Source organism: Paenibacillus taichungensis (genome assembly GCF_050994985.1).
GTDB classification, from domain to species: Bacteria; Bacillota; Bacilli; order Paenibacillales; family Paenibacillaceae; genus Paenibacillus; species Paenibacillus taichungensis.
Map to the genome: position 1 here is coordinate 1,306,518 of NZ_CP194720.1, position 17,451 is coordinate 1,323,968.

17 protein-coding genes are annotated in these 17,451 nt (G+C 46.7%); 14 read left to right on the forward strand and 3 right to left on the reverse strand.

What is annotated here, in order from left to right; genetic code table 11:
- The first annotated feature begins 41 nt into the window (after positions 1-41).
- The 7 genes from rlmN (at position 42) to spoVM (ending at position 6,212) form a co-directional block, all read left to right on the forward strand.
- Entirely contained in the window at positions 42-1,082 is a 1,041-nt protein-coding gene (rlmN, locus tag ACR1R9_RS06035; RefSeq protein WP_063565754.1) for a 23S rRNA (adenine(2503)-C(2))-methyltransferase RlmN, read from the forward strand.
- Between the two features lie 7 nt (positions 1,083-1,089).
- Positions 1,090-1,866, forward strand: a complete 777-nt coding sequence (locus ACR1R9_RS06040; RefSeq protein WP_063565604.1) for a Stp1/IreP family PP2C-type Ser/Thr phosphatase — start codon at positions 1,090-1,092, stop codon at positions 1,864-1,866.
- Entirely contained in the window at positions 1,863-4,070 is a 2,208-nt protein-coding gene (gene pknB, locus ACR1R9_RS06045; RefSeq protein ID WP_433921514.1) for a Stk1 family PASTA domain-containing Ser/Thr kinase, read from the forward strand. The genes ACR1R9_RS06040 and pknB overlap by 4 nt, the downstream gene beginning before the upstream one ends.
- A gap of 62 nt (positions 4,071-4,132) precedes the next feature.
- Positions 4,133-5,050 carry a ribosome small subunit-dependent GTPase A gene (rsgA, locus tag ACR1R9_RS06050; protein WP_076288235.1) on the forward strand — a complete coding sequence of 306 codons (918 nt, stop codon included), beginning with the start codon at positions 4,133-4,135 and terminating at the stop codon, positions 5,048-5,050.
- A gap of 1 nt (position 5,051) precedes the next feature.
- Positions 5,052-5,711, forward strand: a complete 660-nt coding sequence (gene rpe / locus ACR1R9_RS06055; protein ID WP_053784310.1) for a ribulose-phosphate 3-epimerase — start codon at positions 5,052-5,054, stop codon at positions 5,709-5,711.
- Positions 5,712-5,713: 2 nt separating this feature from the next.
- Positions 5,714-5,965 (forward strand): hypothetical protein, encoded by a 252-nt coding sequence (locus ACR1R9_RS06060; RefSeq protein WP_024631109.1) that lies wholly within the window; start codon positions 5,714-5,716, stop codon positions 5,963-5,965.
- Between the two features lie 166 nt (positions 5,966-6,131).
- Positions 6,132-6,212 carry a stage V sporulation protein SpoVM gene (gene spoVM / locus ACR1R9_RS06065; RefSeq protein ID WP_019424875.1) on the forward strand — a complete coding sequence of 27 codons (81 nt, stop codon included), beginning with the start codon at positions 6,132-6,134 and terminating at the stop codon, positions 6,210-6,212.
- Between the two features lie 196 nt (positions 6,213-6,408).
- Here spoVM and rpmB read toward each other — a convergent pair whose 3' ends face one another.
- Complete coding sequence (rpmB, locus tag ACR1R9_RS06070; RefSeq protein WP_024631107.1) at positions 6,409-6,597, reverse strand: 50S ribosomal protein L28; 189 nt, start codon at positions 6,595-6,597, stop codon at positions 6,409-6,411.
- A gap of 643 nt (positions 6,598-7,240) precedes the next feature.
- On the opposite strand from rpmB, the gene ACR1R9_RS06075 reads away from it, so the two are divergent.
- The 5 genes from ACR1R9_RS06075 (at position 7,241) to ACR1R9_RS06095 (ending at position 13,551) form a co-directional block, all read left to right on the forward strand.
- The gene (locus tag ACR1R9_RS06075; protein WP_433921513.1) at positions 7,241-9,049 is read left to right on the forward strand and encodes a DAK2 domain-containing protein; all 1,809 of its coding nucleotides are present in this window, start codon (positions 7,241-7,243) and stop codon (positions 9,047-9,049) included.
- A 77-nt stretch (positions 9,050-9,126) separates the two neighbouring features.
- Complete coding sequence (locus tag ACR1R9_RS06080) at positions 9,127-9,990, forward strand: DegV family protein (protein WP_175383109.1); 864 nt, start codon at positions 9,127-9,129, stop codon at positions 9,988-9,990.
- 10 nt (positions 9,991-10,000) lie between these two features.
- A complete protein-coding gene (gene recG / locus ACR1R9_RS06085; RefSeq protein WP_433921512.1) occupies positions 10,001-12,046 on the forward strand; it encodes an ATP-dependent DNA helicase RecG in 2,046 nt (681 codons plus the stop codon).
- Between the two features lie 114 nt (positions 12,047-12,160).
- Positions 12,161-12,448 (forward strand): stage VI sporulation protein F, encoded by a 288-nt coding sequence (locus tag ACR1R9_RS06090; RefSeq protein WP_053784316.1) that lies wholly within the window; start codon positions 12,161-12,163, stop codon positions 12,446-12,448.
- A gap of 566 nt (positions 12,449-13,014) precedes the next feature.
- Positions 13,015-13,551, forward strand: coding sequence for a nucleotidyltransferase domain-containing protein (locus ACR1R9_RS06095; protein ID WP_099858244.1), 537 nt, complete (start codon positions 13,015-13,017; stop codon positions 13,549-13,551).
- 140 nt (positions 13,552-13,691) lie between these two features.
- Here the strand turns inward: ACR1R9_RS06095 and ACR1R9_RS06100 are convergent, their stop codons facing one another.
- Together ACR1R9_RS06100 and ACR1R9_RS06105 are read right to left on the reverse strand one after the other, a co-directional pair.
- The gene (locus ACR1R9_RS06100; protein WP_433921511.1) at positions 13,692-13,868 is read right to left on the reverse strand and encodes a hypothetical protein; all 177 of its coding nucleotides are present in this window, start codon (positions 13,866-13,868) and stop codon (positions 13,692-13,694) included.
- A 44-nt stretch (positions 13,869-13,912) separates the two neighbouring features.
- The gene (locus ACR1R9_RS06105; protein WP_433921510.1) at positions 13,913-14,278 is read right to left on the reverse strand and encodes a hypothetical protein; all 366 of its coding nucleotides are present in this window, start codon (positions 14,276-14,278) and stop codon (positions 13,913-13,915) included.
- Between the two features lie 691 nt (positions 14,279-14,969).
- Between ACR1R9_RS06105 and ACR1R9_RS06110 the strand changes: the two genes are divergently transcribed.
- Positions 14,970-16,622: a LytS/YhcK type 5TM receptor domain-containing protein gene (locus tag ACR1R9_RS06110; RefSeq protein ID WP_433923754.1), complete on the forward strand. Its 1,653-nt coding sequence runs from the start codon at positions 14,970-14,972 to the stop codon at positions 16,620-16,622.
- Between the two features lie 10 nt (positions 16,623-16,632).
- Positions 16,633-17,445 carry a LytR/AlgR family response regulator transcription factor gene (locus ACR1R9_RS06115; RefSeq protein WP_076288239.1) on the forward strand — a complete coding sequence of 271 codons (813 nt, stop codon included), beginning with the start codon at positions 16,633-16,635 and terminating at the stop codon, positions 17,443-17,445.
- Positions 17,446-17,451 lie beyond the last annotated feature (6 nt).

The following is a 17,451-nucleotide window of genomic DNA, read 5'->3' on the forward strand; positions in this document are numbered from 1 at the left end:
GAAGAATGAAAAGAAAAGAAGGAATAGGTGTTGACAACAAAATGAAACCTTTTATATATGATTATTCCCTGGAGGAGCTGCAACAGTGGGCTGTTGAGAACGGGGAGCCGGCTTTTCGCGGTGGTCAGATCTTCGACTGGATTTATGTGAAACGTGTGAATGATTTCAGTGAAATGACGAACTTGTCCAAAGCGCTGCGTGAAAAACTGACTGAACAATTTGAATTCGTTACACTTACTGAAATTACGAAGTTTGAATCAAAAGATGGAACGGTGAAATTCCTGTTCGGTCTGCATGATGATCATGCGATCGAAACAGTTATCATGAAGCACAACTATGGTAACAGCATCTGTGTAACAACACAGGTTGGCTGCCGGATTGGCTGCACGTTCTGTGCATCCACGCTGGGTGGACTGAAACGTAACCTTACAGCTGGCGAAATTGTCGCTCAGGTTGTGCAAGCCCAGAAAATTTTGGACGAACGCGGTGAGCGGGTCAGCAGTATCGTAATCATGGGTTCAGGTGAACCTTTTGAGAACTATGAAGCAACAATGACGTTCCTGCGTATCATGATTCACGAAAAAGGGCTGAATATCGGTCAGCGCCATATCACGGTGTCCACAAGTGGAATCGTACCAAACATTTACAAGTTTGCAGATGAAGATACACAGATTAACCTGGCGATTTCCATCCATGCGCCAAATGATGCATTGCGTTCTAAATTGATGCCGGTAAACCGCCGTTTTCCTTTTGAGGATGTAATGGAGTCTTTGCGTTATTACTTGGCGAAAACGGGGCGCAGAATTACGTTTGAGTACGCACTTATCGGTGGTGTGAATGATCAGCCGGAACATGCGGCAGAACTCGCAAGCGTGCTTAAGAACATGTTGTGCCATGTGAACCTGATTCCGGTCAACCATGTACCTGAGCGCAAGTACGTAAGAACATCCAGAAGCGATATTTTCAATTTTCAGAAGATTCTCTCGGAGCAGGGTGTTAATGTAACCATTCGTCGTGAACAGGGACATGATATTGCTGCCGCTTGCGGTCAGCTTCGTGCAAAGCATATGGAGTTGAGGTGAGAACGTTTTGATCAAAACAGTTCATGTGAGCCATATCGGACGGGTGCGTTCGGTGAATGAAGATTCATCCTGGATTCGAAATCTCGATACAGGTTATATTCTGGGTATTGTTGCCGATGGTATGGGCGGACATCTTGCAGGAGATACGGCAAGCCGTCTGGCGGTAGAGACGTTGGTGCAGGATCTGGGAACGCTTGAGCCGGGTCTTTCACATGCGTCTTTGTCAGCCGCATTGAGCGATGCTATTTTGCATGCCAACGAAGTGATCTTCCGTACTGCCTCCTCGGATGATAATTACCACAACATGGGAACTACCGTGGTTGCGGCGTTATTAAATGATACGGAAGGCGTTATTGGTCACATCGGTGATAGCAGAGCATACAAAATTGCAAACAAACATGTGATCCAGTTGACCGAGGACCATACACTGGTCAATGAATTGTTCAAAAATGGTCAGATCAGCAAAGAAGATGTCTCTCATCATCCGCGTCGAAATGTGCTGACACGTGCTCTTGGGACAGATGCTGAAGTGAAGGTGGATCTGGATACCGTCAAGCTGGAAGAAGGCGAAGTTCTTCTCCTGTGCAGTGATGGGCTTAGTAATCTGGTCAGCAATGAGCAGATCATTCAGGTCGCAGGTAATCTGGAACTGGCATTGGAAGATCGTGCGGATCGCCTGCTTCAGCTGGCTTTGCTTGCTGGAGGAGATGACAATATTACGGTGGCATTATTCGAACTGCAAAAGGAAGGTTCCGTGATATCGGAAACGGGGTGTGAGTCATGATTGGGCACCAGCTAGGCGGACGCTATGAAGTGATCGAGCGTGTCGGCGGTGGCGGCATGGCTCTTGTGTATAAGGCCCAGGACCTGTTGCTCAACCGGAACGTTGCCATCAAAGTGTTACGGCAGCAATTTGTGCATGACGAAGAGTTTATCCGCCGTTTCCGCAGAGAAGCACAATCAGCAGCTTCGCTTTCACATCCTAACGTAGTTAGTGTTTATGATGTCGGACAGGAAGATGATGTTCATTATATTGTCATGGAATATGTTGAAGGTAAAAACCTGAATGAAATTATAAAAGAACGGGCGCCTCTGCAGGTGGACGAGGCCGTTCGAATTGCCTCCCAGATTGCAGATGCTCTCGATCATGCACATCATAATCAGATCATTCATCGGGATATCAAACCGCATAATATATTGATTGGTCGTAATGGCCGTGTGAAAGTAACGGATTTCGGGATTGCCCGTGCGGTTACGTCCACAACGATTACACAGACCGGCTCAGTAGTCGGTTCCGTACATTACTTCTCACCTGAGCATGCCAAAGGCATCGTGACTGGCGAGAAGTCGGACTTATATTCTCTTGGTATAGTACTCTATCAAATGCTGACTGGTCAGCTTCCGTTCCTGGGAGAGAGTCCAATTAGCGTTGCTTTGAAGCATTTGCAGGAAGAGTTTGATGAACCTCGCAAATTTAATCCGCTTATCCCGCAAAGCGTGGAGAACGTTATTCTTAAATCCATGCGCAAAAATCCGCAGGAGCGTTACCAATCTGCTAAAGAAATGCAGACGGATCTGGAAACCTGCCTGATGCCGGAAAGACGTAATGAAACGAAAATTGATTTTCCGGATGAGGATGATATCGATCAGACCCGTGTTATGCCGGCGATCAAGCCGGAGCCACGTGGAGTTACATCCACAGGTGCTATACCCGTGATGGAGTCTGACCAAGATAACAACAAGGGCAAAACCAAAACAAAGAACTGGAAGAAGCCAGCACTGCTGATCTCGTTGACCGTGCTTATTCTAATCGCGATGGTTGGAGTTGTATGGTACGTGAAAGGCATGCTTGTTGTGCCAGATGTGACTGTACCCAATGTCATTGGCCAAACCGAGGAAAAGGCTCGTCAAATGTTGCAGGATCAAGGGCTTGTGGTCAGTGATAATGTCATCCGGGAGTACAAGGAGGATGTGGACCCAGGTATCGTATTTGACCAGACCCGAAATGAAGGCGATGTGGTCAAAGAAGGCTCTGAGGTCCAGCTGAGCGTTGGGGCAGAAAAAGAGTTGTTGAAGATGAATGATCTCAAAGACAAATCTTATGATGAGGCGGTCTCACAACTCACCGGACTTGGAATCAAAGAGGATCAGATCCAGCGAAAAGAGGAATTTTCAAATGATAAATCTGCGGGTACGGTTCTGTCCCAAACTCCTGGGGTGAATGAAGAATACGATCCGGCAGAGGTTCAGATTGTTCTGACTGTGAGCAAAGGATCCGAAACGATAAAAATGCCTGACTTGAAAAATCTCACACGAAGCGAGGCCGAGAAAAAGCTTCAATCCGCCGGCTTAATCCTTGCTCAAGTTCAGGAAGAGTTTAGCTACACTGTAGATAAAGGCAAAGTGACACAGCAATGGCCTGTGGAAGCCGGTGCAGACGTGAATCCTGGTGACAAAATCACCATTTTCATTAGTACTGGATATCCGCCAGAGGCATTGAACTACGCCTATAACATTAACGTTTCACCAAAAGAAGAAGGAAAGAACAGCAAAATTCGAATTACTTTCGAGGATGCTCGTGGCAAAAGTCAGGAATGGGGGACCCGGACAATCAAGTCTGCCCAAATGCTGACAATTCCGCTTATTTTGGCTCCAAACGTCGATGGTGTTGTCTCTGTCTACCGGGATGGCCAATTCCTGGATACGTATCTGGTGTCCTACAGTGATGCCAAGAACGGAACGGTAGTTGTGCCTACCATTGAGCCTGAGAAGGGTGCAGAGCCGCCTCCAACAACGGAGGAGCCTGAACAAGGCGGTGGTGGTGATGAAGGCACCGTGGATACACAACAGGAAGGTGAACCGGATACACCTGTTGAGGGTGAAGGGGAGCATGACGAAGCAGATACTTCTGCGATGAAGAACGGAAATGGTCTCGCCAAAGGAAAAGACAAGAAAAAGGAAGTCGTTAACGCATCAAGCCGTCCATAAGGGCGGCTTATTGCCGACGTTCAGGGTAAATGTACTGTAAATTAAAGGAGGGCGACGGAGCTATGCCAGAAGGTATCATCGTTAAAGCGCTAAGCGGTTACTATTATGTCATGCCACTGGAAGACAGCGGGGTGCCTTCGGTTGAAGGCTCCGCCGTTCAATGTCGGGCCAGAGGTATCTTCAGAAAACGGGGTACTTCACCACTTGTGGGTGACCGTGTCAGCTATATGCTGACAGAGAACGGAGAAGGAACAGTAGATGAGATTCGCAAACGTGAAACGGAGTTAATTCGTCCACCTGTTGCCAATGTAAGTCTGGCTGTTCTGTTATTTTCCGTTAAGGAACCGGACATGAATCTCAATCTGTTGGACAAATTCCTGGTACATATCGAACAAGCTGGACTGGATGCACTGATTGTGCTCACGAAGCAGGACCTGGCTGATCCAGAAAACGATGCCCGTGATACAGTAGCAGAAGTAAAAGCTATGTACGAGCAAATTGGATATGAAGTTATCTCTACCAGTTCACGAACCGGTGAAGGCAATGAACTGCTCAAGGAGCGTCTTGCCGGCAAGATTAGCGTATTCTCCGGGCAATCCGGTGTAGGTAAATCTTCGATGCTGAATGCCTTGATGCCAGGTCTAACCCTGGAGACCAGTGCAATCAGCATGCGCCTTGGCCGAGGGAAACACACCACCAGGCACGTGGAGCTCATACCGCTGGATAATGGTGGCTTTGTCGCGGATACGCCGGGATTCAGCCAACTGGACTTCCTGGAGATTGGTGTGGAGGAGTTATCCACTTGTTTCCGGGAGTTCGCTCAATATGCGGATCAATGTAAGTTCCGAGGCTGTACCCATACGCACGAACCAGGTTGTCGGGTGCTTGCAGCCAAAGCGGAGGGAATGATCTCCGAAAGCCGTTATCAGCACTACGAACAATTCCTTACAGAAATGAAAGACAAAAAGCGGAGGTATTAATATGATTAAAATTGCACCATCTATTTTATCTGCGGATTTTGCCCGTCTCGGCGCGGAAGTGGCGGAAGCCCAAGCTGCTGGCGGAGACTGGATTCATGTTGATGTCATGGACGGTCATTTCGTCCCTAATATTACGCTTGGACCTGCGATTGTAAAAGCGATCGCTCCACATACAAGCTTGCCGCTTGATGTGCATTTGATGATCGAGAACCCAGAACGTTATGTGGAGGAATTTGCGAAAGCTGGTGCGGCGGTTATTACGGTTCATGCCGAGGCTTGTGTGCATCTGCACCGCGTTATTCATCTGATCAAAGAACAGGGAGTTAAGGCAGGGGTTGCTCTTAATCCGGGAACTCCGGCGAGTGCTATTCAGGAAGTGCTGGACGATGTGGATATGGTGCTTGTCATGACCGTAAATCCCGGTTTTGGTGGACAGGCTTTCATCTCTGGCACGATGAACAAAATCAAGCAAATTCGTAGCTGGCTTAACGAAAAAGGACGTCATGACGTGCATATTGAAGTGGATGGCGGTATTGCTGCCGACACGGCTCCGCTTGTGGTTGAAGCTGGCGCGGATGTGCTTGTTGCGGGAAGTGCTGTATTTGGACGTGAAGATCGCGCTGCCGCGATTGCCGAAATTCGCAGTAGTTACGGAGGCTGAGCATGAACCTCAAGGAGACGCTGTGGACAATGGCTGCGAGTCTCGTTACGGGACTGGTGCTGGCTATGTTTGCGGTTATTCAATCCCCATACAATGCGATTACGTCATTGATCGGGGTTGGTGTTGTCATTATGTACTTCCGCAAATTTGACCGTACAGGACTTCGGGTTACTTTTGTGATATTCAGCATACTGTATTACTTATTGAGTGTATTCATGATCGCTGTCTATCAATATATCCCTACCCAAACCTAAATGACCTAATAACAGGCTCGTCATTGTGGAATAGGGACAGAGGGTTCCGCATAAATATGGTTACATGAGCAGGTTTCTCATGTAGCCTTTTTTGTCGTGTTTAAGGCAAGGAAGGCCTGGAGCATAGGATACGGCGGATGCATGAGCATGATGGGGAGGGTGAAGTATGAAATTTTACACATTCAAACTGCCGAAGTTTTTGGGAGGGTTTGTAAAGGCGATTCTTAATACGTTTCAAAAGAACTGACATGATTAAAAGGTTCCATTGGCGAATACCGCCGCTTTGGCTACAGGATCATCTGGAATTCGGACCTGCGAAGCGCCATGCGGCGGCCATTCACATGCTGATGTGTGTATTCATGATTTTATTTCTGAATACCAAAAAAGCACCTGCAAGGAACAAGGTGCTTTTTGCTTACCCGATTTATAGTAGCTTTGCGTGATTATACGCGAGTCACTTTACCGGCTTTCAGTGCACGGGTGCTTACGTATACACGTTTTGGTTTACCGTTCACGAGAATGCGGACCTTCTGAACGTTTACGCCCCAAGAACGACGGTTACGGTTGTTAGCGTGGGATACGTGGTTACCGGTGCCCGGTTTCTTACCTGTCACATAACATTTGCGAGACATAGATTACACCTCCTATCCTAAAATAACCAGTTGCCCTAAGGAGACACGAATGCCATTCCAAACGGGCTAAATTGTTCTTCCTGACCGCAATGGTCAGGTTCCAGTAGCTAATGGCGTTGTTCAAGCCGGCATAGCCGGATCATTTCCATTACTAAACCTGCATAAAACAATACTTGAATATAATATCATATTGAAAAAAGCTTCGTCAACTGATCCAAAAACTTTATTTATTTCTCCTGTCTAATATAGTACAATGTTGAATAGTCCATAATACAGCGGTGAACAGGCTGTTGCCGCGGGGAAGCCGGAGAAAAAACCGGCCTTAAAGGTCGGTGGTCTGCTTTTTTGGCAACGCTGTGAGCTGCGGCATTCCATCATTGGCACCAGTCTCCATGCGGCATTCATGCCGGCTCTTGATACCGGTGCATATCCGTATGCCCCGAGTTAGGGGTTACAGAGCAATTGCAGGATATCGGTTGCCCGGCCGCCCAGACCGTTAATCCGGCTGACATTATGTATTATTATGCCTGTGCCGGACAAGGTATGGACGAAGAATAACGCGATAAGCGTTTGCGCATGAACAGACCAGATAACATCTTGGTGCAAGATGTTCGTGTATCAAGCTAGGAAGGGGAATTCTCACTTGAGTATACGTTCTTTAAATGGAACAGATTTCACCGCAATGGTACTTGCCGGAGCGGAACAACTTGGACAGCATGCAGAGCACGTCAATTCCCTGAATGTTTTCCCTGTGCCGGATGGTGACACGGGAACGAACATGAATTTGACAATGAGTGCAGGAGTGGCAGAGATTAAACGTAAGAGTTCTGCCTCCATCGGAGAAGCTGCCGGTATTTTATCAAAAGGCCTGCTTATGGGTGCACGGGGGAATTCCGGAGTAATATTATCGCAATTGTTCCGCGGATTCAGTCGTTCAGCTGCTCCTTACGAGGAACTGAATACACTCCAGTTCGCCGCAGCCCTGCAGAACGGTGTGGACGCAGCTTATAAAGCCGTAGTGAAGCCCGTTGAAGGGACCATTCTTACCGTAGCCAAGGAAGCGGCGAAACATGCCAGCTACTACGCAAGACGGACGAATGATATAACTGAATTAATGAATGAAGTATTGTTAAAAGCAAAAGAAGCACTGGCAATGACTCCGGAATTGCTGCCTGTATTGAAACAGGTCGGTGTTGTGGATTCGGGCGGTCAGGGGCTTGTATATATTTACGAAGGCTTTATGGACGTTCTGCTGCAAACGGATGGGGCAAGTCGTACATCCTTCCAGAGAGACGTACAACCAACCGTAGCGGCATCTGCATTGAAACCAGCTGCACCGTCAGAAGTGGTTTCTGCGAAGCCTGCACAGCAGGTAATCGTGCCGGAGATGCCAATGTCTGCCCAAGCACGACTGGAAACGGAAGATATTGAGTTCCTATATGACATGGAGTTCTTTATTAACCGTGAGCTTGGAGAGAACGCAGGCGTTGCATTTGATGACGAAGCATTCCGGAAAGCGTTGTCAGTTAACGGGGACTCCATCATTATTATTGCTGACGATGAAGTGATTAAGGTTCACGTGCATTCCAAGACACCTGGGGATGTATTAAATCTAGCTCTCCGTTATGGAGAAATCACACAAATTCACATTCTCAATATGCGTGAGCAGCATCGTGATCTGCTGACTGCAGGTATGGACATTGCGCCTTCGCCTGAGCTGTTCGCAGAGATTCCTCCTGAAGCGACGCGTAGCGTGGAAAAAGCTGTGCTCCCAGCAGACGAGATGGCACCATATGGTTTCATCGCGGTATCTTCTGGTGAAGGCATTGCGGAGATTTTCCAGAGTCTCGGCGTGGATGTTGTTCTGTCTGGTGGACAGACGATGAATCCGAGCACTGAAGATTTTGTGAAAGCGGTGCGTTCGATCGCGGCAGAGCAGGTATTTATTTTGCCGAACAACTCCAATATTGTACTTGCTGCCGAACAGGCTCGCGAGTTGCTTGAAGATGAGCGTCGAATTATTGTAATTCCGAGCAAGACGATCCCTCAGGGCATGGCAGCGGCTTTTGCTTTCCAGGAGGATGAATCTGCGGAAACCAATCGTGACCATATGCTTGAGGCGATTAGCCGGGTACAGTCCGGTCAAGTGACTCATGCGGTCAGAGATACACAATATGACGAGCTTGATATCAAAGCTGGGCACTATATCGGTATCCATAATTCCAAGATCGTGGCAACGGATGAAAGCATGCTGCACGCATGTGAAGGCCTGCTGCAACAGATGATGGAGAGCGGAGATGAAGTAGTGACCATCCTTGAAGGGGACGAGGCCACCCCTGAGATTACCGCTGCGCTTGTCGCATGGCTTGAAGAACAATATCCTGATGCTGAGGTAGAGGTGCATCTTGGAGGACAGCCGGTTTATTATTATTTGTTCTCTGTAGAGTCCTAATAGAGGTTGTTCAAAAAGTTCCCAGTTAACTTTTTGAACATGCACTAATAGCACTTAAGCAAAGAGGAGGAAATCTGATGAGCCACAAGGTTGCGATCGTAACCGATAGCACGGCAGATATACCGGAAGAACTGATCCATAAATACGGGATTCATGTTGTTCCGCTGCGTGTTTTGTTCGGGGAGGAAGCTTATGCAGACGGCGTTGATCTGACTTCGGAACAGTTCTATGCAAAATTGGAGAAGGTATCCGTGCTGCCTACAACCTCACAGCCTTCTCCCACCGATTTTATGAATATCTATAACACATTGTTGGATGAGGACCCAGAGCGGCCCATTGTATCGATTCATTTGTCTTCCGGCATGAGTGGTACCTATCAATCGGCACTGCTTGGCAAATCGTTGCTGGAACGTGAGGGAGACATAACGGTACTGGATTCGAAGTCTGCATCCTATGGATATGGTTTATTGGTCGTACAGGCTGCCGAGCTTGCTGAACAAGGCAAGTCCGCTGCGGAGATCGCTGCGGCTGTAGCAGCCATGCAGCAGAGCCGCAAGCTGTTCTTTCTTGTAGATACATTAGAGTATCTGCAGAAAGGCGGTCGGATAGGCAAGGCTGCGGCCATCTTGGGAACACTGTTGAATATTAAACCGATCTTGTCCATTGATGAGGAAGGCGTTATTTACGCAGTGGAGAAAGTCAGAGGTCACAAAAAAGCCATGGCACGCATTATTGAGCTGTTTCAGCAGGATCTGGCGGGTCAACGTGTTAATCTTGCGGTAGGTCATACCGCAGACCCTGGATCGGCGATCGCTTGTGCAGAGCAATTACGCGGGCATTTTACACTGAATGAAGTGGTATATACCAATATTGGGGCCGTCATTGGCAGCCATGTTGGGCCAGGCGTAATTGCCATCTTTATGTGGCCTGTTCCGGAATGAGGGATTAGACATGAAATGGGAAGAAATATCGGTAAAACAAATTAGCGGCGTGAGTGCTCTCAAAGAGGGAGAGCTTCACGCCTTTGGCATCTCTACTGTAAAAGACTTGCTTGAATATTACCCGTTTCGTTATGAGGATTATCGGCTGCGTTCGCTCAGTGAAGTGAAGGACGGGGATAAAATTACGGTACAGGGTAAAGTGATGGGTATCCCGGTGTTGCAACGTTATGGCAAAAAGTCACGTCTTACCTGTAAAGTGATGACGGAAGAATGGATGATCTCAGCCACCTGGTTCAATCGGCATTTTCTCAAGGAGCAGCTTACGCCCAATCGGGAGATTGTCATTACAGGGAAATGGGAACAGAAACGTATGCAGATGACCGTAACGGATTCGGAGTTCCCGGATAAAGGGGAAGGGCGTTCGGGCACGCTGCAGCCTGTGTACTCCGTAACCGGCAAGCTTACGCAGTCCTGGATGCGCAAAACGATTAATCAGGGGTTAGTCCAATTCGGGGAAATGATCCCCGAAATTCTGCCTCAATCCCTCATGAAGAAATATGGATTCATGGCTCGCAAACAGGCGATTGCCGGGATTCACCGTCCGCAGGATAACCGGGAAGGCCAGCAGGCCAGACAACGGATGGTGTATGAGGAGTTATTTTTGTTTCAACTCAAGATGCAGGCCTATCGTGCATTGAACCGGGATCGTATGGATGGTGTAGTACACACAACGGATAATACGACGATTCGGGAGTTCGTTCGCAGTTTGCCATTTGAACTGACGGATGCGCAGAAGAAGGTAGAGCTTGAAATTCTGCATGATATGCGTTCACCGTATTCGATGAACCGGTTGCTGCAGGGAGATGTAGGCTCAGGTAAAACGGTTATTGCAGCGATTGCGCTGTATACGACCGTTCGTTCCGGTTTTCAGGGGGCTCTGATGGTCCCTACGGAGATTCTGGCAGAACAGCATATGCGCTCACTGCAAAAGCTGTTTGAACCCTTTGGCGTAACTGTGGGTCTGTTAACGGGCAGTGTGAATGGACGGAAGCGCAAAGATCTGATTGCATCCTTGCAGATGGGGATGATCGATATCGTTGTCGGTACACACGCTCTGATCCAGGAAGATGTATTTTTCCGCGATCTGGGTCTTGTCGTTACGGATGAACAGCATCGCTTCGGTGTGAATCAGCGCAGCGTTTTGCGGCGTAAAGGCTATAACCCGGATGTGTTAACGATGACGGCGACGCCGATACCGCGAACACTGGCGATTACGGCTTTTGGTGATATTGAGGTATCGACCATCTCGGAACGTCCAAAGGGACGGATTCCAATCTCAACGTACTGGGTTAAGCACGACATGATGGACCGGGTACTTGGTTTTATTTCGCGAGAAGTGGACCAGGGACGTCAGGCCTATCTGATCTGTCCGCTCATTGAAGAGTCGGAGAAGCTGGATGTACAGAATGCGATTGACCTGCATATCCAGATGCAGCAGAACTTTCCGAAGTACCGTGTAGGTCTGCTGCATGGACGGATGACGGCTGGCGAGAAAGAAGAGATGATGCGGGACTTCTACAGCAACGAAATTCAGCTCCTGGTCTCCACAACGGTTGTGGAGGTCGGGGTCGATGTGCCTAACGCAACGCTGATGGTTATTATGGATGCGGACCGCTTCGGTCTGTCACAGCTGCATCAGCTTCGTGGCCGGGTCGGTCGGGGCGCTCATGCCTCCTATTGTGTGCTTATTGCTGATCCCAAGACAGAAGTTGGGCAGGAGCGCATGAAGGTCATGACGGAAACTGAAGATGGATTCGAAGTATCCCGTCGAGATCTGGATCTGCGGGGACCGGGCGATTTCTTTGGCACCAAGCAAAGTGGATTACCGGAGTTCCGTCTTGCCGACATGGTTGCAGATTTTGCCATATTGGAGCAGGCGCGAGATGATGTGTCCAGCCTGATTGCGGATGCGAACTTCTGGACGTCTGTTGACTACGCTCCTTTACGTGACTTTTTACAGCAGCAGCAGGTATTCCAAGGTGATCTGATCGATTAATCGGAGCTGTAGATGTGTGGTTTTCCACATTTTCCGTGGGAAAATGTCAAGTGTACAGGCCCTCCTGTCATATGAATAAGAAGTGAGTTCATTATTCAGGAGGTGCTGTACGTTTTGGGTTACCAACAATATGGAATCAGTCCGCAGCTGGTGGAGCGGATCAAAACAAAGATGAAAAATCCCGCTGTCAAAGAGCGTATCAAAAAGTTGATAGATGGGGTCACCAAGTCTGATTTGCAGGATAAGGCCAAGGTGAGAAGGTTGGTCAAGTCGTCAGCGGTCATTTTGAACGAGAATTTTTCTACGACTCAGGAGGAACAATTTGTTGCTTTTGTTCTTGCGCAGAAGATTGATCCAAACAATACGTTTCATTTGATTAAGTTGTGGGGCATGTTTAGGTAGGGATTCGATGGAATGTTGGGTGGTATAAAATGAACTACTGGGTGTTACACGTGGCCACTCCGAGTGCAGTACCATCTTCCAATCGCTGTTATCCCCGGATTTTTTTGAATTACCCTTTGAAAGGGTAAAATCCGGTGATAAAGGCGAGCGCTTCGCTTCTCCAGATTGGTTCTGCACTCTCCGTTACTGTGTAACTGGAAGTTCATTTTATAAAAACCAAATTACATCGAATGTGTATGAAGTAATTATAGTGGATGGGCGGTTCATAAGTCAGCAAGATGACTTATGAACCGCCCTTTTGTTTGTTTAAGGCAGTGAGAGCCATATGGTATTGTGAATATTAAGGAGGATTTATGGATTTATGCAGAAATGGAGTGCTAGAAATCGTCAATCAATGGTAGATAAATATGGAGTACTGAGGCATGTCCGAGGGAAATAGAGGATAATTGACGATATAGAAATATATTCCAACATATGGTACCATGAGCTTTGCTCCTTTAAAAATGGAATGTATTGAACAGGTGATTACATAGAGAAGCGAAGAACTGCTTTACAGGAGGTTAAATATGATTGATCCACTTTTCCAAACTCAAACAGAGTCACAATTAAATTTATTAAGTGAAATCAGTACAATATCTGCAACAATGAAAATTGATTTTTGGTTACGTGGCGGATGGGCAATTGATTTTTTACTTGGTAAGGTCACCCGTCTACATGACGATATAGACTTGATAACTTGGATACAATACCGAGATCAGTTAGAGTCGGCTCTTGTCGAAGCTGGATATGAACAGGTTACCGTCAAAGAAGAATTTCGAGGTAGGCAATCCGATTTCCAGAAGGATGGCGTAGACATCACTTTTTGCTATATAACCACATCGGAGGATAGAAGCATTATTATGAACGGCTTACCTGAGTGGGTCTGGCGGTTTGATTCCTTGTTACCACAACGTTTTATGTTGAACGGAATATCAGCTTATGTCTTGAACCCTAGGCAGCTCTTGGAAGAGAAAGAGGTTTACGAACAGATTGGCAGGATACCACGGCCAAAAGACGTAGAAAGCAAAAAGGTTTTACATCGTATCATAGCAGAGTTAAATTGACTGTTCGAACCAAAGGTTTAGTTCTAACTTTCAGAAAACCACTCCATTTTGTGAGGAGTGGTTTCTTCTTTATATTTGCCGGGGAAAAGTTGCTTATGAAACACCTATTTGCAGATTCTAAACGGATTTTATTTGAATTATCATCTAAATTGTTCTATGAGCTGTCGATAGGAGCTGCTTGATAAATAGTTCTCCATGAATTGTAGATCCAGATTTTTCAACTTAATGACCTCGCTGATTGCTTTGACGCGATCCGGTTTCTTTTGTTCATAACTGGAGTTCAGCTGCAATCCTAAGGGGACCACGGGAATCAGCATTCCAGAAAACTCCTCATATCTTTTTAATTCCCAGACTACAGGGCTTAATTCAAGGTATTCGTCCGACACGGTGTTGGCAATTTCAATAATGACGCTATAAATGTTAGTCGGGCAAAAGCCCATTTCTCTCTATCGTTATTTATCATAAAGGTTGGTAAGCGCTTTGTAGAAACCCAATTTTTGTTGAATAGAAGGGAGGGATTTGTTTCGGGCAAATAATCTATAAATAAGTTGGCGATTTTATCAACATCACAGTTTTGTTTGACCAAGATATCAATATCATTCGGCCGGAAATTGTTACAACCTTGAATCAAAGAAGCTGTTGAACCAGCTATAATCCAATCCAGATCTGTATAAACTGAAACTCGGTCAGAGATAACTTTCAAAACCTGCTGGATTGTTGTTATCATTTTATCCTCCGTTGATTGCTGAACTAGTTATAAATAATCCTTATTAACAAAATTTTTTGCAGGTCCTCTAGTGTCATCCCATCACTCTTTATTCTTAACAAAAAAAGGGCTCGTAGCTATTAAGGATGCAATAAATACTAAAATTAAAATGGCATTAGAAGGTACTGTTGTTTCGTATATGTAGTTTTCAACTATTAGTACGAGGATCGAAATACTTAAAATCACTCTCAGCACATGAGCAGACGAGCGATTAGGGTTTTGGGTACGTTTCGAGATAAAGTAAATGATTTACCACAAACCACTAAAAAGCAGGAGTAAGCCTAACAGTAGCATTACAAACATTTAAATACACCTTTCTTAAATAAATTTCAGTTAATTAATTAGCATAATGTTCCAATTAATTATAACACAGTGGATTTCTGGAAGTAGAGTTTTATGTGTAGGAAAGTGAAGCTTTGTTGGCAGGGAAGAGAAAGGTTTGGAGAAAAATGAATTCCGTATTGTCTGTTCAATAGGTTAGCGACTTTAGTCATCTTATTTTCACAGGATCGACTTTGCTTTCCTCCTATTGGAGCGGTAAACTGTTGCATACAAGCTTATATGGAAATCAAAGTGAGGAAAACGCTGCTGCGATGAGGGGCGTTTATTTTTGACGGATGTGGAGGAAGTCAGATTGACGGAGATGTTTACGATGCTGCTGGGGCTGTTTGAACGGGCGGCACTGCTGATTATATTTTTATTCTTTCTATCGAGAATACCGCGGTTTAGACAGATTTTGCAAAAGGGAAAATTGAGATGGCAGGAGTACATTGCGGTTACGTTGTTATTCTGTGCATTTGCCATCTTTGGTACTTATACCGGTATTAATGTGGAAGGCTCGCTGGTGAATGTGCGCATTATTGCGATCATGTCTGGCGGCATTCTGTTTGGAGCGCCTGTGGGCATCATTACGGGGATTGTCTCCGGGGTGCATCGGTATTTGATCGATATGGATGGTGTCACGGCGATTCCGTGTCTGATTACGAGTATCCTTGCAGGTCTGGTCTCCGGGTATATACATAAGTATACGCCTAAGTCGAAGCGTTGGATGATCGGTATTGCGGCGGGAATGATCTGTGAGGCGCTTACGATGCTGCTTATCCTGTTGTATTCCTATCCCGATCCTCTGGGTGCCGATATTGTCTCGAAGATTGCGCTGCCGATGATATTGGGTGAGGTGAACATTGGACTGATCGTGCTGCTGGTGCAGAGTGTAGAAGGGGAAAAGGAAATGATTGCAGCTCGTCAGGCTAAGCTGGCGCTGGAGATTGCCAACAAGACCTTGCCGTACTTCCGTTCCATTGATGAAGACTCTCTGCGGAAGATCTGTCGGATTATTCAGGAGGATATTCAGGCGGATGCGGTTGCGATTACGGATACTCGAAATGTACTGGCTTATGTGGGATTTGGTGAGGAACGATATCACATCGGTAATGAAATTATTAGTGAGATGACGAAGAAGACGATCTCCAGCGGAGAGATTACGATCAGCAATGATGTCATTGACGAGAAAACGCCGGATATCCACTCTCTGCTCATCATTCCGCTCAAAGAGCGGGGCGAAGTGACGGGTGCCCTGAAAATCTATTACCGCAAAGCGTACAAGATTACGTATCCGTTGCAAACGATGGCTGTGGGCCTGTCCCAGATTATTTCCACCCAGATGGAAGTATCACGTGTAGAGGAGATCAAGGCTGCCGCCAATAAAGCGGAGCTTCGTGCATTGCAGACCACAATTCATCCTCATTTTCTATTCAATGCGCTGAACGCGATTGCCTCATCGATTCGAACCAAGCCGGATCGGGCGCGCGAGCTGATTGTGAATCTGTCTGGATATATGCGTTATAACCTGGAGCTATCGGATGAGCTTATTGATATCCACAAAGAGCTGGAGCAAGTCCGCAATTATGTGGAAATCGAGAAGGCGCGCTTCGGCAGCAGGCTTAACGTGATCTATGATATTGATGAGGTGGCTGTGCATATTCCAAGTCTGGTCATTCAGCCGCTTGTGGAAAATGCCATTATTCACGGTATTCTCAAGGTAAAGGGACCCGGAACCGTACGGATTCGGGTACAGGACTATCCTGACTTTGTGCGAATTGGGGTCAGTGACACAGGACCAGGCATTGGAGCCGACATTATTGAGCGTGTATACCATGACCGGATGCCAGCCAACCAGATCGGGTTGTACAACGTGCATCGGCGGGTGAAGCTCATTTATGGACAAGGGTTAACGATTACTCGGCTGGATCAAGGAACTGATATTTTATTTGATGTACCCAAAGGAGATGTAGTGACAAGGTGATGAACCGTTAATGAGAGCACTTATTGTTGAAGATGAAATTCCGGCCAGTGAGGAACTGAATTACTTGATACAGGAACATAGCCAAATTGAAGTGGTGGATTGTTTGGAAGATGGACTAGATGTGCTGAAGTTTCTGCAGGAGCAGGAAGTCGACGTTATTTTTCTGGATATAAATATCCCTTCGCTGGATGGCATGATGCTGGCACATCATATTGGGAAGTTTGCGAGCAAGCCATATATCGTATTCACAACGGCGTACAAGGAACATGCCGCTGAAGCGTTTGAGCTGGAGGCGTTTGACTATATTCTGAAGCCCTATGATGAGAAACGAATTGCCACGATGCTGCATAAACTCGAAACGGCGTTCAAACGAGATCATGAGCAGGACGAACGTGAACGTGGCAGTGATGATGGACCCATTCACAATACGGCTCAAACAAACGATGAATGGTCTGCATCAAATCTGCAGGCGCGGGAATCCAATGCCCAGACGGGACGACGCATCAATCTGCTGCGCAATGACAATATTATTGTGACTGACACCGCCGATATTTATTATGCGGAAGCTCAAGAGAAAGTGACAAAGGTGTATACCAAAAACGGTGAGTTTACGATGCCGGTCAGCATTTCGGATTTTCACGGTCGATTGCCACAGGAAACCTTTTTCCGCTGCCATCGTTCTTACGTGGTGAATTTGTCTCAAATTCGTGAAATTGTGCCCTGGTTTAACAATACGTACCTGCTTCGTTTACGTGATCTGGAGGCTGAAGTGCCCGTTAGCCGGGGCAAAGTCAAAGAATTCAGGCAGCTCATGCGCATCTAGAGGCAT